We start from the raw sequence: 14,617 nt of genomic DNA on the forward strand, positions 1-14,617 counted from the left end.
TACCTCGTCCCCGCCGGTCCCCACCGGCTATTGCTGCAGTTCCTGCGGCGGTTCCCGCGAAGGAACCTTGTATTCCTCGACCTTGTCGCCGCGCGTCACGATGACCGTCCTGAGTTTCGGCTCGCTGGATTCCTTCGTCACCGCGCTCACCAGCGAGGCGGCGCCCGCCTGCGCGTTCGCCGCAACCGAGCCGCCGAAGGACGAGATGGTCGTAAGTCCGCCCTTGCTGGCGCTGGCGTCGGCCGCCGAACGCAAGGACAGCGACAGGGTCCCGACGGTGCGGGCAAGCGCCACTTTCTGCGCACCTTCGTTGGTGACTTCGATAGTCACCGAGTTGGCGACCTGAGGCTCCGTCTTGCGCTCGTCGGCGCCCTGCCCGACCGAAAGCACCTTGGCGTCGGAAACGACGATCTCGGACGTCACCGTCGAGCCGGCCGCGCCTTGAGCGTTCTTCGACACTTCCTGGATATCGCCGGCATCGCGCGTCAACACGACGTCGACCCGGTCACCCGGGGTAACGAAGCCGCCGACACCCGCGATCTCGTCAGTGCGGATGGTGACGGCCCGCATGCCCGGCGACAGAATGTTGGAAAGCGTGGCGCGGCCGTTTGGTCCCGACAGCTTGGCGAGCAGCACCGGTTCGTTGACCTCGATCGGCGACAGCACGACCCGGCTGCCGTCGGCAAGCAGCTTGTCGATCGTTGGGAAAGCGCCTTGCGGCAGCGAATCCTGCGGCCACGGGATCTCGGCGAGTTGCGGGCGACCGAGCTCCATGCCGTATCGCAGCGGCGCTTGAGCCACCACGATGGTCTTGAACTCGATCTTGGGCTGCTGCGGCGCCGCGACGGAGACGACCTTGACCTCAGGCAGAGCCCCTGCCTGGCTCTTGACCCAGAAGTCCGCCGCGAAGATCGAGATCGCGCCGAAGACGGCGGCGATGCCGATCATGGTTATGGCCCTGCCCCTCACAACGAAACCCCTGACGCCCTTGGTCTTTTTAGTTGGACCTAACGCTAGACATCATTGTTAAAGAATCAGGAATAACGAGGCGCGCGGACCGCCCTATTTCGGCCCGCTTGGTTATCGAATGGTTTTGGAATAAGAGACAGTTTGATCCCTGAACGGAACAGGAACTCGTTCGCTCGCCAAAAGCGTGGCAGTATCGAGAACTGATTCGCATTACCGACGCTAGGCCTCACATGGACGACAGCAACGACCTCTTCGGCAAGATTGAAAAGCCGGTACAGCCGGTGCGTGCGCCCTCGCGCCCCGCCGATCCGCTGGTGCAGGCCGCGAAGCGCCCGACCACTGTCCGTGACGGCAGCGAAAGCTATAGCGCCGCCGACATCGAGGTGCTGGAAGGACTTGAGCCGGTGCGCCGCCGTCCGGGCATGTATATCGGCGGCACCGACGACAAGGCGATGCATCACCTGTTCGCCGAGGTCATCGACAATTCGATGGACGAGGCGGTGGCCGGCCACGCCACCTTCATCGACGTCGAGCTTTCCGCCGACGGCTTCCTCACCGTCACCGACAACGGCCGCGGCATCCCGGTCGATCCGCATCCGAAATTCAAGAAGCCGGCGCTCGAAGTCATCATGACGACGCTGCACTCGGGCGGCAAGTTCGACTCCAAGGTCTACGAGACCTCCGGCGGTCTGCACGGCGTCGGTGTTTCGGTGGTCAACGCGCTGTCCGATCACCTCGAGGTCGAAGTCGCGCGCGGCCGCCAGCTCTACCGGCAGCGTTTTTCACGCGGTGTACCGGTCAGTGGCCTCGAACATCTTGGCGAGGTCCATAACCGCCGTGGCACCAGGACGCGCTTCCATCCCGATGAGCAAATCTTCGGCAAGGGCGCTGCGTTCGAACCGGCGCGGCTTTATCGCATGGCGCGCTCGAAGGCCTATCTGTTCGGCGGCGTCGAGATCCGCTGGACCTGCGACCCCTCGCTGATCAAGGAGAAGGACCAGACGCCGGCCAAGGCGGAGTTCCATTTCCCCGGCGGCCTCAAGGACTATCTCAAGGCGACGCTCGGCGACGAGTTCCAGGTCACGCGGGAGGTCTTCGCCGGGAAGAGCGACAAGCAGGGCGGCCACGGTTCGCTGGAATGGGCCGTGACCTGGTTCGGCGGCGACGGTTTCCTCAACTCCTACTGCAACACCATTCCGACCCCCGAGGGCGGCACGCATGAGGCTGGCTTGCGCAACGTGCTGGCGCGCGGACTGCGCGCCTATGCCGATCTCATCGGCAACAAGCGCGCCTCGATCATCACCACCGACGACGTGATGATCTCCGCCGCCGGCATGCTGTCGGTGTTCATCCGCGAGCCGGAATTCGTCGGCCAGACGAAGGACCGGTTGGCGACGATCGAGGCGATGCGCATCGTCGAAAACGCCATCCGCGACCCGTTCGACCATTGGCTGGCCGACAATCCGCAGGAAGCCTCGAAGCTTCTCGAATGGGTCATCGCGCGCGCCGACGAGCGCGTGCGCCGCCGCCAGGAAAAGGAAGTGTCGCGCAAGAGCGCGGTGCGCAAGCTTCGTCTTCCTGGCAAGCTCGCCGACTGCACCCAGAACGCAGCCGCCGGCGCCGAGATCTTCATCGTCGAGGGCGACTCGGCCGGCGGCTCGGCCAAGCAGGCGCGTGACCGCGCCAGCCAGGCGGTGCTGCCGCTGCGCGGCAAGATCCTCAACGTCGCCTCCGCCGGCAACGACAAGCTCGCCGCCAACCAGCAGATCTCCGACCTGATCCAGGCGCTCGGCTGCGGCACGCGCTCGAAATATCGCGACGAGGACCTGCGCTACGACCGCGTGATCATCATGACCGACGCCGACGTCGACGGCGCGCATATCGCTTCGCTGTTGATCACCTTCTTCTATCAGGAGATGCCGAACCTGATCCGCGGCGGCCATCTCTACATGGCCGTGCCGCCGCTTTACTCTATCCGGCAGGGCGGCAAGGTCGGCTACGCCCGCGACGATGCGCACAAGGACGAGCTGCTGCGCACCGAATTCACCGGGCGCGGCAAGGTCGAGATCGGCCGATTCAAGGGCCTGGGCGAGATGATGGCCTCGCAGCTCAAGGAGACCACGATGGATCCGAGGAAGCGCACGCTTCTGCGCGTCGATGTGATCGACGCCGAGCAGGCCACCAGGGATGCCGTCGACGCGCTGATGGGCACCAAGCCCGAAGCGCGTTTCCGCTTCATCCAGGAACGCGCCGAATTCGCCGAAACGGACGTGCTGGATATCTGATCGCCTGCTGGTCCATAACACTCTCCGGTACGGAGAACCGAGGTGACTTGGACGCGGCTGAAAGAACTTGCCGAGACGACGTTAAGCGGTTTTGCGCAGCCGACCCGTTCGGACTGGATTTTTGCCTTGCGCACCGTTTCGGCCGGGCTGATTGCGCTTCTTGTTGCCTACGCACTGAAGCTCGACCATCCGCAATGGGCGATGATGACGGTGTTCATCGTCGCGCAGCCGGTCGCAGGCATGGTGCTGGCGAAGGGCTTCTATCGGCTGCTCGGCACGCTGGCCGGCGGCCTGGCGGCTGTCGGCATCACATCCCTGTCCGGCGCCAATCCCTGGCTGCTGGTCACGTTCCTGGCGCTCTGGATCGGCATATGCACGCTGGTCTCCTCGCTGCTGCGCAACCCGGAGGCCTATGGCGCGGCGCTTGCCGGCTACACGGCGATGATCATCAGCCTGCCGGCCCTCGGGCAGCCGGTTGTCGTTGTCGATCTTGCCATTGCGCGCTGCGCCGAGATCGTACTCGGCATTGTCTGTGCCGGCGTGACCAGTCGGCTGATCCTGCCTAAGCTCGCGGCAGACGCCATCATTTCCAGGCTGAAGCGCAGCATCCTTGACCTCGCCGAATATGCTGGTGGTGCCTTTTCCGGTGGCGACCCGGCAAGTCTGGTCGCGCTTCAGCGCAAATTGATCACCGATGCCCAAACGCTTGCGGAGATGCGTACCTATGCGCGGCTGGAAGGGCCTAGTTTCGCCACCCGCGCCCACCCGGTAAGGCGCACGATCGGCCAGCTACTGTGGGCGCTTTCGGCTGCGCGCACGCTGCACAGCCACCGCGCGCCGAAGAACGCCGCGCTCATTCCGATGCGCCGCGATTTGAAAGCCTTCGTCGGCGAACTCGCTTCGACACCCGGCGCGCTCGACGACACGGGGCCATGGTTGGCGCGGCTCGACGAGATCGCGAGCAAAGCCAGGGAGGTGCCGGCCCTGCCAGACCATGCCGATATAGGCGACGGCGCCGAGGACAAGGTCGGCACCATCACCCGCCTTACCATTGCCGGCGATTTCGCCGAAGCGCTGAAACAGGTGATGGTTGGCCTTGACGCGCTTCGCTCGCCCGTCCTCCGGAAATCGCATGACCGGACCCAGCCGGCGCTGGTCCTCCATCGCGACTACCAGGCCGCATGGCGCAATGCCGTGCGCGCCGCGCTCGCGACGTTGCTGGTCGCGGTCTTCTGGCTGACGACCAAATGGTCGGAGGCGGCCGGCACAGTCATTCTCGTCGCCGTGGTCTCCAGCCTGTTCGCGACGCGCCCGGATCCGGTGCGGTCCGCCTGGGGTTTCTTCACCGGAACCCTGATCGCGCTGCCTTTTGCCTTTCTGGTCGGCCAAGTCGCGCTGCCGGCGCTGCCCGGCTTCGGCTGGTTCACCCTGTTCGTCGTGCCGATCCTGGTGCCGGCGGCGCTCGGCATGGCCAATCCGCGCCATGTCGGCGTCGCCACCGCTTTCGCCATCAACTTTCTCGCCTTTATGAGCCCGCATCAGCAGATGATCTACGATCCCGGGCCGTTCCTGGCCGGCTCGGCCTCGATCCTGGTCGGCATACTGATTGCCATCGGCGTCTTCATCGTCGTGCTGCCTGCCGATCCATGGGGCACCGTGGAGCGTATATCGCAGGCGATACGGGAGGATCTGGCACGGCTTTGCCTGCATGAGCGAATACCTCGGCGTTCGGCCTTCGAAAGCCTCGCCTATGATCGGATCAACCAGTTGATGCCGCAGGTGCAACAGACAGGTCGCAGGGGCGACCCCATTCTTGGCGGCAGCATCGCCGCAGTCACCGTCGGGCTGGAGGTGCTGCGGCTGCGTCATGCACGGCTGGACTCGGCCGTGCCGAGCGAGACGGTCGAGTCCATCGGCAATTTCCTGCGCGGCCTGGCGCGCGAATTGCTGTTTCGACGGGAGGGCGACCCGCAGACCGCGACCGTCGCCGTTGCGCGGCAATACGCGGCCGCCATCGCCGACCGCAGCGATCGGTTCGAGATGCTGCGGATCGCCGCCTCGCTGCGCATCATCGCCGCGGCGATGGAAGATCACCCGGATTTTTTTGCCAACGGGCGCGCTTGAGGCTTCACGCGGCCGCGATCGCCAGCGCGTGTCCGCGCGCGTTTTCCCGCAGGGCGTCGAGATGGATCGACTTCACCAGCGTAGCCAAGTCGCCATCGGCGGACTGGCCGCCGAGTTCCTTCAGCATCAGCCAGCTCACTTCCTGCACGCCCGCGACACGCCGGCCGTTGGCGACCTCGCGCCAGACCTTCAGCGCGCGCAGGATGATGCCATGCGTGGCCGGCGCAAGTCCGGCGCTGCGGAACAGCGCCTGCAGCGCAACATCATGCCCGCCGGCGAGAAGCGCCGTCACCCGCTGCTCGGACTGCTGGGCTAGCGCCACCAGCGTCGACCCGAAGAAGTCGACCTTGCCATGCGCGATGGTGCGGATGATGAAGCTGGCGGTGAGGTCGCCTCGCAGCCTCAGATGCTCGATCAGCGCTGCGTGCTCCTCCATGCGCGTTCCCTCGATCAGCGTCACAGAAGCCTTCACACAGGCATCACGCATAACGCGATCGGCGCGCGCCGCACCCATCATCGCCAGCACCAGTGGCGATCCTTTCAGGGTCTCGCCGAGCTTGACCAGCAGCATGTGCCGGCAGTCGGCCGGCAGGCGGTGATCGGCGATCAGCGGCTCGCGCACCAACGGCAGGTGGCCATGCCGTTCGGCCATGCGGCGGAAGCTCACGGACGCAATTTCGGCTCCGCTGTTGGCGACCAGCGCGGCGCAGGCTTCCGGCTCGCCGATCTCGGCGATTGCCGCCGCCAGCGGCATCGAGACGACCGGACGGCTGGCGATTAGCTTCTGCGTCGCCTTCTGGCCGCAGGCGACGCGCTCGACCAGATCGGCATCGGTAAGCAGCGGCGAACGCGCCAGCACCAGCGCCGCCACTTCCGGCTGGTCGGCGGCCAAGGCGCTGATCACCTGCGGCGGCGCGTGATGGCTCATCGACAGCGCCTCGGCCAGCGCCAGGCGCACCTTGCAGGACGCGTCATCGAGAAGCAGCGTCAGCGCGGCCTCGGCGGCGCAGCGATCCTCGAACGGCAGTTCCGAGTTGATATAGGCACGTGCCAGCGCGCTCGCGGCGGCTGCGCGCTCGGAGACCCTTGCCGTATCGATCCATTTTAGAAAATGCGAAACAACCATGCCGACCAGCTGCGCCCCTTGCCGGAACGTCCCGGCCCCGCTGGAAACGGTATGCCGGAAATGGTTTACGAACGGTTCACCATATTTCTTAACCGGCTTGATGGAGGCGCAGCCAACGCCTATCAAGCAGGGAAATTGGAGGAGATCGACCATGGCCGGGTTTTATCTGGAAGAATTCGTCGTCGGCCATGTCTTCCGCCACACGCTGCGTAAGACCGTGACCGAGAGCGACAACATGCTGTTCTCGGTGATGACGCTGAACCCCCAGCCCCTGCACATCGATTTCGACTTCGCCGCGAAAACCGAATGGGGCAAGCCGCTGGTCAATTCCCTGTTCACGCTCGGCCTGATGATCGGCATTTCGGTAAACGACATCACCGTCGGCACGACGGTCGCCAATCTCGGCATGAAGGAAACCGTGTTCCCGCACCCCGTCTTCCACGGCGATACCATCAGGGTCGAGACGACGGTCGTTTCCGTGCGAGAGTCCAAATCGAAGCCCGATCGCGGCATCGTCGAGTTCGAGCACCGCGCCTACAATCAGAACGATGTCCTTGTCGCCAGATGCACAAGACAGGCGATGATGCTGAAGAAGCCGGCTTGATGCGTTCCCTGCTCTTCGTGCCCGGCGATTCCGAGCGGAAGCTGGAAAAGGGATTCGGAGCCGGCGCCGACGTGGTCATCGTCGATCTCGAAGATTCGGTCGCCGGCTCGAACAAGGTTGCGGCGCGTGCGGTCGCGGCCGGCTTCATCTCGAACCAGAAGCAGCGGACAGACGCCGCCATCTATGTACGGGTCAACGACCTTTCCACTGGCCTCACCGACGACGATCTCGCAGCCCTTGTCCCCGCGAAGCCCGACGGCATCATGCTGCCCAAGTCGAACAGCGGGCAGGACGTCCAGCAACTCGCGGCGAAGCTTCGGGTTCATGAAGCCGAAAGCGGGCTGCCGGACGGCGCCATCAGAATCGTTCCGATCATCACCGAGACCGCGGCAGGTGTGCTGGCGGCGGCGAGCTATGCCGAAACAAGCGCGCGGCTTGCCGGCCTGACCTGGGGCGCGGAGGACCTGTCGGCGGCCATCGGCGCGCGATCGGCCCGCGACGAGACGGGCCGCTACACGGACGTGTTTCGCCTGGCGCGCGCCATGACCATTCTGGCTGCGGGAGCAGCCGAGGTCGCCGCCATCGACACCGTCTTTCCCGATTTCCGCGACATGGCCGCCTTCGAGACAGAATGCCGCGAGGCCGAGCGCGACGGCTTCACCGGCAAGATGGCGATCCATCCGGCACAGGTGCCTGTCATCAACGCCGCCTTCACGCCGTCCGCCGAGGCGGTCGGGAGATCTCAAGCAATCGTCGACGCCTTTGCGGCGGCCGGAAACCCGGGCGTCGTCGGCATCGACGGCAAGATGTATGACCGGCCGCATCTGCGGCTGGCCGAGCGCTTGCTGGCTCGCGCCAAAGCGGCGGGCAGACCTGCCTGACCGTTACCAGACCCTGGGGATAAGCTCGTAGGGAACGCGCGCGGCTTAGTCGTCATAGTCCCGCACGCCGACCCGCAAGGTCATCTCCTCGATGAAGGCGACCACGACGATGAAGGCGGGCACGGATGCCGGCACCGCCAGGAGCCAAGCAACAGCGCCTTGCAGGCACGAAGGACAGTCGCGACCATGAAGATGAGACCAAACCAAGGGAACGTCTGGAGAATCAGTCTCGTAACGAACCGTCTCCTCGATAATGCGCCCTGTGCTAGCCCTTTCCCCAGCGCGGCCGCCGCATCGAAAAAATCTCGTTGACGCTGGCATAGTCCATATAGCCGAGCCGGCTGACATTGCCGGCCCTGACGATGTCGAAGAGGCCATCCTTGAGATACGCGTCGTCGATGTGAACGCCGACCACTTCGCCCGCGACGACGACTGCGCTGGTGGTGGCGCCGTCCAGGCCCCTGGGCCGAAATATCTCCGTCACCCGACATTCGAGCGCCGCCGGCGCTCCGCCGACGCGCGGCGGCGCGACGAGGCGCGACGGTGCCATTGCAAGGTCGGCATAATCGAACTCGCTGACGCCGCGCGGCGCATCGACGGATGTGAGGTTCATCTTCTGCGCAAGGTCGCGGCTCACCAGATTGGCGACGAACTCGCCCGTTTCCGCAGCGATCGTGGCGCTATCCTTCTCGTCTTCGGACGAAAACCAGACAATGAACGGCCGCGTCGAAAAGGCGTTGAAAAACGAATAGGGGGCTAGATTGACCCTGCCGTCCTTGTCGACGGTCGAGATCCAGCCGATCGGACGCGGCGCCACGATCGCCTTAGACGGATCGTGCGGCAGGCCGTGGCCTTTTGAAGGTTCGTAGAACATCAAGTCCTAACCTGCCCAGGGACCGGTATAGTCGGCGTAGAGCTTCGCCGGATCCGGTCGCGGGCGCTCGGGCGCCGGCCCCTGATAAGAGCCGATATGGACGAAGCCGACGACGCGCTCCTGCGGCGAAAGCCCCAGGATCGCCCTGCCCTCGGGGACATCGGAATACCAGTTGCTGATCATGTTGGTGCCGTAGCCCAACGCGTTGGCCGCGATCATCAGGTTCATGGCCGCCATGCCGCCCGACAGGAACATCTCCCATTGCGGGATCTTCGGGTTTTCCTTCGGCACCGACACGACGCCGATCACCAGGGGCGCGCGCGAGAAACGCGCCAGTTCCTGGTTGCGTCGGCCCTCCGGCAGCGGCCCTTCGCGCTGCTCGGCAAGTGCTGCCAGCTTCTTGCCGATCTCGACGCGCGCCTCGCCACGATAGAGGATGAAGCGCCAGGGCTCGAGCCGGCCATGGTCGGGAACGCGCGAGGCCGCCGCGATCATCGTCGCGATCTCGGCATCGCCCGGCGCCGGCTCCTTGAGGTCGGGAATCGGCGCGGAATTACGGGTGAGCAGGAAGTCGATGATCGGCGACGCCATGGGCGTAAGTCTCCTGGATGCATTTCGATTTTGAGCTGAAGCACGCCTCGGGAGGTCGGGCGGCTCGGGCGGTGGCGTTTTGCGCCGGATAAGGACCCGTTGGGAAGGCAACGCACTCCTAGGCCTTGAAATTGCCACCGCCTTGGGCTTCAACGCAAGGCATGTTTGAGGGGACCTTGCGCCTTTTCGTGATCGCACTCGTCGCTGCGTTGTTCGCGGTGCCGGTTTCCTTCGCGCTGGCCCAGAATGCCAATGATGTCGGCGACATCAAACTTCCAGACATTTCAAGTTACGCGACGCCGAAGACCGGGGCGCCGTTGGCGATCGGCAATGGCGGCGCCATAACGCTGTCGGCGCAGTTGACCGACAAGGGTGCCGACATCACCCGCGGCATCGTCTGGCGCGTCTTCAAGCCGGAGCCGGCCAGCGGCGGCAAGCTGCCGATGGTGGCATCAGCCCATGGCGGTACGGCGGTGTTCCAGCTCGACCCCGGCAGCTACCTCGTCCATGCCTCCTATGGACGCGCTGGCGCCACCAAGCGCATCACCGTCGGCAAGGACGCCAAGCATGAGAGCCTGGTGCTCGACGCAGGTGGCCTCAAGCTCGACGCGGTGACATCGGGCGGCGCCCCCATACAGTCGAAGAAACTGCGTTTCTCGATCTATGAAGGCCAGCCCGCGGCCAATGGCGACCGGGCGCTGATCGCGCCAGACGTGGCGCCGAACACCGTGGTGCGGCTGAACGCCGGCACCTACCATGTCGTTTCAACCTATGGCGCGGTCAACGCGGTGATCCGCTCCGATATCCGTGTCGAGGCCGGCAAGCTGACCGAGGCGACCGTGGAGCACCGCGCCGCCGAGATGACCATGAAGCTGGTGCGCGAGCCCGGCGGCGAAGCGATCGCGGACACGTCCTGGTCGCTGCTCAACGAATCCGGGGATCCGATCAAGGAAGCGGTCGGCGCCTTCGCCTCGATGGTGCTGGCAGAGGGCCAATACACAATCATCGCCAAGAACCGCGACCGCATCTATCAGAAGGATTTCACGGTCGTCGCCGGCCAGAACCAGGAAATCGAGGTTCTTGCCAATGAACAGTCGGCCATCGACCCCGCGGAAGGCGCCGATTAGCAGCAAGCCTACCGGCAGATCCGGTCAGGCGGCGTTGCGCATCCGCTTCGGCAGGAACGGCACACGGCCGCGCCGTGCTGCCGGCGTCGACAGGTCGAACACCGAGCGATAGAGCCGATCTAGCAGCATCTTGCGGTCGCGCAGTGGCTCGAGCTCGCTCCATCTCAGCACCTCGCCGATGCGCACCTCGATCGCCTTGCCCGACAGGCGGGCGAACTCGCGGATGAGCAGAGAGGTGCGCAGCGTCAGCGATGCCTTGCCGATGAACTTCGCCACGCGGTTGTCGCGCTCGGCCATGTTCATCGGGCCGCTGACGAGATGGAACAGACGACCGTTCTGGCCTGAGAAATGCATCGGGATGACAGAGGCCTTGGCGTCCTGGACGAGCTTGGCCGGAAACATCTTCCACGGCAAGTCGATGGCGCGGCCAAAACCCTTGGGCGCCGTGGCGACGCCGCCGGCCGGGAAGACGACGATGGTGACGCCTTCCTTCAGGAGCCGAACAGCCTCATGGCGCACCGCCATGTTGTTCTTCATCGCTTCCTTCGTCTCGGAAAAATCGATCGGCAGCGAATAGGGTTCCATCTCGCGTATCCTCAGCAGATCCTTGTGGATCATGACGCGGAAGGGCCGCCCCAGTTGCTCGGCAAGCGAAAGCACCGCAATGCCGTCGCCAATGCCGAAGGGATGGTTCGCGACGATAACCAGCGGCGTGTCGGGTAGCGTCGCCGGCGGCCAGTGGACGGCGTTGCTGACCTTGACGTCGATCAGTTCCAGCATGCGGCTGAACACGCGATCGCCGGTGGGAACGACCTGGCGACGCCAGAAATCGTAAAGCGCGGCGAAGCGGTCGCGGCCGGACAGGCCCTCGACGGAATGAATGAACCAGCGCGTCAGCACCGGTTGGTGCGCGTTGGCATAGGAGAGCTCGGGAAAACGTCTTTCCCGCGGTTTCAATTTGAGCATGGCGGCTCGTTACAGGGCTGGCGTGACAGGCGTATGAAGATGGCGGTGGACTGGCCACCGCCATTTCAGGACTTGCAGGTATGTCAGGCAGCGCGGCGCTTGCGGTCGGGCGAGACCGCCTCGTCGGAAAGCAGTTTCACCGCTTCCTCGAGCCTGAGTGATTCCTGGTCGCGAGAGCCCAGCCGGCGGATATTGACGGTTTCCTCTTCCGCTTCGCGCTTGCCGCAGACGAGGATGACCGGCACCTTGGCGAGCGAATGCTCGCGCACCTTGTAGTTGATCTTCTCGTTGCGCAGATCGGCTTCGGCAAGCAGCCCGGCGGCCTTGAGCCGCTCGACCACCTTCACGGCGTACCCGTCCGCATCCGACGTGATCGTCGCAACCACCACCTGCAACGGCGCGAACCACAGCGGGAAATGGCCGGAATAATTCTCGATCAGGATGCCGAGGAAGCGCTCCATAGAACCGCAGACCGCGCGGTGCACCATGACCGGCTGCTTCTTCTCCGAATCGGAGCCGATATAGAAGGCACCGAAGCGCTCAGGCAGGTTGAAGTCCACCTGCGTGGTGCCGCATTGCCATTCGCGGCCGATGGCGTCCTTCAGCACGTATTCGAACTTGGGACCGTAGAATGCGCCCTCGCCCGGATTGATCGAGGTCTTGATGCGGTTGCCGGAGCGCGTGCGGATCGTCTCCAGCACGTTGCTCATGATCGCCTCGGCATGATCCCACGCCTCGTCGGTGCCGACGCGCTTGTCCGGCCGGGTCGACAGCTTCACGCTGACCTCGTCGAAGCCGAAATCGGCATAGGTCGACAGGATCAGGTCGTTGATGCGAAGGCATTCGGCCGCGAGTTGTTCCTCGGTGCAGAAAATATGCGCGTCGTCCTGCGTGAAACCGCGCACGCGCATCAGACCGTGCAGCGCGCCCGACGGCTCGTAGCGATGCACATTGCCGAACTCCGCAAGCTTGACGGGCAGTTCGCGGTAGGACTTCAACCCATGCTTGAAGATCTGCACATGGCCGGGACAGTTCATCGGCTTCAGCGCGAAGACGCGGTCGTCGTCGGTCTCGTCGCCGGCGACCGTGACCTTGAACATCGCGTCGCGATACCAGCCCCAGTGCCCGGATGTCTCCCACAGGCTCTTGTCCAGAACCTGCGGCGCATTGACTTCCTGGTAGCCGTGCTCGTCGAGACGGCGACGCATGTAGTTGATCAGGTTCTGCACCATCTTCCAGCCCTTGGCGTGCCAGAAGACGACGCCCGGCCCCTCTTCCTGGAAATGGAACAGGTCCATCTCGCGGCCGAGCTTGCGATGGTCGCGCTTCTCCGCCTCTTCCAGCAGCGTCTGATAGGCATCGAGCTGCGCCTGATCGGCAAAGGCGGTGCCGTAGATGCGCGTCAGCATCGGATTGTTGGAATCGCCGCGCCAGTAGGCGCCCGCCACCTTCATGAGCTTGAAGGCGTTGCCGATCTGCCCGGTCGAGGCCATGTGCGGACCCCGGCAGAGATCGAACCAGTCGCCCTGAGCATAGATCTTGAGATCCTGGTCTTCCGGAATGGCGTCGATCAGCTCGAGCTTGTAGCGCTCGCCCTTCTCGGAAAAGACCTTCTTCGCCTTCTCGCGCGACCAGACTTCCTTGGTGAACGGCTTGTTGCGCGCGATGATCTCGCGCATCTTCTTTTCGATCACCGGAAAATCGTCCGGCGTGAACGGCTCGTTGCGCGCGAAGTCGTAGTAGAAACCGTTCTCGATAACCGGCCCGATGGTCACCTGCGTTCCCGGCCACAGCTCCTGCACGGCCTCGGCCAGAACATGCGCCGTATCGTGCCGGATGAGCTCAAGCGCGCGCGGATCGTCGCGGGTGATGATCTCGACCTTGCCGGACGTGCCGAGCGGATCGGAAAGATCGCGCAGGATGCCGTCGAGGCTGTAGGCGACGGCCTTCTTGGCCAGCGACTTGGAGATCGATTCGGCAAGACCCGCGCCGGTCAGGGCCGCGTCGTAATCGCGGATCGAACCATCGGGAAATGTCAGGGAGACGGAATTCGGCATCGGGGTTCTCCTATCCAGTCCCGCAAACGAGCGCGGGTGGTGAAATGCATGCCGCAGGATGCGTTGCGGCATGCTTGGGTTAGCCGGGAGCGCCCGGCAGCGGCAGTCTTTTATGAGGAGTTTCCGCCGCCGTAAAGCCGCGAGCAGTCTATTTCATAAGGCCCGGCAAATCCTTCAGGAACGACGCACGAGTCGCGAGGCCCTTCGGCTCCCCGCTACGCTTTGTATCGACGACAAGTCTTGCAAAGACGATGCGCCTCCCGCCCTTCTCGGCCCAGCCGACAAACCAGCCGAGCGAGCGCTTGCCGTCCTGGCCGAGCCTTGTGCTGCCGGTCTTGCCTTGCACGGTCCAGTCGCTCGCCGTGAAGGTCGGCAGGATCGCCCTGGTCATCTCATGCGCCCTCGCCGACACCGGCATCTTGCCTGCGAGCAACTGGCGCAGGAAAGCCGCCTGTTCGACCGGCGATATCTCGAGCGAGGAGTTTATCCAGGATTGCGTCAGCCCGTTGTCCTTGCCGGCATCGCCGGAGACGTCCTTGTTGCCATAGCCGAGTTTCGACACATAACCCGCGAACTTCTCCGCCCCGAGACGCCGGGTGATCTCGCGCGAGTACCAGACGATGGAATCGCGTTCCCAGATCGTCGGATCGACGGTCTTCTGGTCTCGCTTCGCCGCCTTGAATTCCGGCTTGTAGTTCCAGCTAGGCGTGTGCTGATCGTTCAGGATCCCGGCATCGTAGCCGATCAGCGCGAGCGGCACCTTGAATGTCGAGGCCGGACTGACGCGCTTGTCGCAGACGCCGTCCTGGTAAAGCGTTTCGCCGCTTTGCTGATCTTGGATCAACGTGCAGTGGATGTCGTCAAGCGGCGCCGATTGCGCCCGCACCGGCAAGCCGAGCATCCAGGCCAGAATGAACAGGACGATGGCAAAAATGAAGGGATAGCGGTCCATCTGGCGCATGGCGAAGTCACTCCTGAACGGGATTGCAGGCAGCGGCTTAGCGAGGCGACTT

Annotated in this window: 12 protein-coding genes; 5 read left to right on the forward strand and 7 right to left on the reverse strand. The window is 64.2% G+C overall.

The window, feature by feature from the left end; genetic code table 11:
• Window positions 1–27 precede the first annotated feature (27 nt).
• Window positions 28–948 (reverse strand): Flp pilus assembly protein CpaB, encoded by a 921-nt coding sequence (gene cpaB, locus ACR64R_RS10700; RefSeq protein WP_487361594.1) that lies wholly within the window; start codon window positions 946–948, stop codon window positions 28–30.
• A gap of 251 nt (window positions 949–1,199) precedes the next feature.
• Here cpaB and parE point away from each other — a divergent pair, with 251 nt between their 5' ends.
• Together parE and ACR64R_RS10710 are read left to right on the forward strand one after the other, a co-directional pair.
• Window positions 1,200–3,254 carry a DNA topoisomerase IV subunit B gene (gene parE / locus ACR64R_RS10705; RefSeq protein WP_487361595.1) on the forward strand — a complete coding sequence of 685 codons (2,055 nt, stop codon included), beginning with the start codon at window positions 1,200–1,202 and terminating at the stop codon, window positions 3,252–3,254.
• Window positions 3,255–3,296: 42 nt separating this feature from the next.
• Entirely contained in the window at window positions 3,297–5,378 is a 2,082-nt protein-coding gene (locus tag ACR64R_RS10710; RefSeq protein WP_487361596.1) for an FUSC family protein, read from the forward strand.
• Window positions 5,379–5,382: 4 nt separating this feature from the next.
• Here the strand turns inward: ACR64R_RS10710 and ACR64R_RS10715 are convergent, their stop codons facing one another.
• Window positions 5,383–6,504: a DUF2336 domain-containing protein gene (locus ACR64R_RS10715; protein WP_487361597.1), complete on the reverse strand. Its 1,122-nt coding sequence runs from the start codon at window positions 6,502–6,504 to the stop codon at window positions 5,383–5,385.
• A gap of 151 nt (window positions 6,505–6,655) precedes the next feature.
• On the opposite strand from ACR64R_RS10715, the gene ACR64R_RS10720 reads away from it, so the two are divergent.
• Together ACR64R_RS10720 and ACR64R_RS10725 are read left to right on the forward strand one after the other, a co-directional pair.
• Window positions 6,656–7,108 (forward strand): MaoC family dehydratase, encoded by a 453-nt coding sequence (locus ACR64R_RS10720; RefSeq protein ID WP_487361598.1) that lies wholly within the window; start codon window positions 6,656–6,658, stop codon window positions 7,106–7,108.
• The gene (locus ACR64R_RS10725; protein ID WP_487361599.1) at window positions 7,108–7,989 is read left to right on the forward strand and encodes an HpcH/HpaI aldolase/citrate lyase family protein; all 882 of its coding nucleotides are present in this window, start codon (window positions 7,108–7,110) and stop codon (window positions 7,987–7,989) included. Before ACR64R_RS10720 ends, ACR64R_RS10725 begins: the two co-directional genes overlap by 1 nt.
• 265 nt (window positions 7,990–8,254) lie before the next feature.
• Here ACR64R_RS10725 and ACR64R_RS10730 read toward each other — a convergent pair whose 3' ends face one another.
• Window positions 8,255–8,863: a flavin reductase family protein gene (locus ACR64R_RS10730; protein WP_487361600.1), complete on the reverse strand. Its 609-nt coding sequence runs from the start codon at window positions 8,861–8,863 to the stop codon at window positions 8,255–8,257.
• A 6-nt stretch (window positions 8,864–8,869) separates the two neighbouring features.
• A complete protein-coding gene (locus ACR64R_RS10735) occupies window positions 8,870–9,454 on the reverse strand; it encodes a nitroreductase family protein (RefSeq protein ID WP_487361601.1) in 585 nt (194 codons plus the stop codon).
• Window positions 9,455–9,615: 161 nt separating this feature from the next.
• On the opposite strand from ACR64R_RS10735, the gene ACR64R_RS10740 reads away from it, so the two are divergent.
• Entirely contained in the window at window positions 9,616–10,581 is a 966-nt protein-coding gene (locus tag ACR64R_RS10740; protein WP_487361602.1) for a hypothetical protein, read from the forward strand.
• Between the two features lie 24 nt (window positions 10,582–10,605).
• On the opposite strand, the gene ACR64R_RS10745 is transcribed toward ACR64R_RS10740, so the two are convergent.
• The 3 genes from ACR64R_RS10745 to blaOXA form a co-directional block, all read right to left on the reverse strand.
• The gene (locus ACR64R_RS10745) at window positions 10,606–11,547 is read right to left on the reverse strand and encodes a lysophospholipid acyltransferase family protein (protein ID WP_487361603.1); all 942 of its coding nucleotides are present in this window, start codon (window positions 11,545–11,547) and stop codon (window positions 10,606–10,608) included.
• A gap of 83 nt (window positions 11,548–11,630) precedes the next feature.
• Window positions 11,631–13,604: a threonine--tRNA ligase gene (gene thrS, locus ACR64R_RS10750; RefSeq protein ID WP_487361604.1), complete on the reverse strand. Its 1,974-nt coding sequence runs from the start codon at window positions 13,602–13,604 to the stop codon at window positions 11,631–11,633.
• A gap of 148 nt (window positions 13,605–13,752) precedes the next feature.
• On the reverse strand, window positions 13,753–14,565 hold the full coding sequence (gene blaOXA / locus ACR64R_RS10755; RefSeq protein WP_487361605.1) for a class D beta-lactamase: 813 nt from the start codon (window positions 14,563–14,565) through the stop codon (window positions 13,753–13,755).
• Between the last annotated feature and the right edge of the window lie 52 nt (window positions 14,566–14,617).

The organism is Mesorhizobium sp. MC2-1-1 (assembly GCF_057597255.1).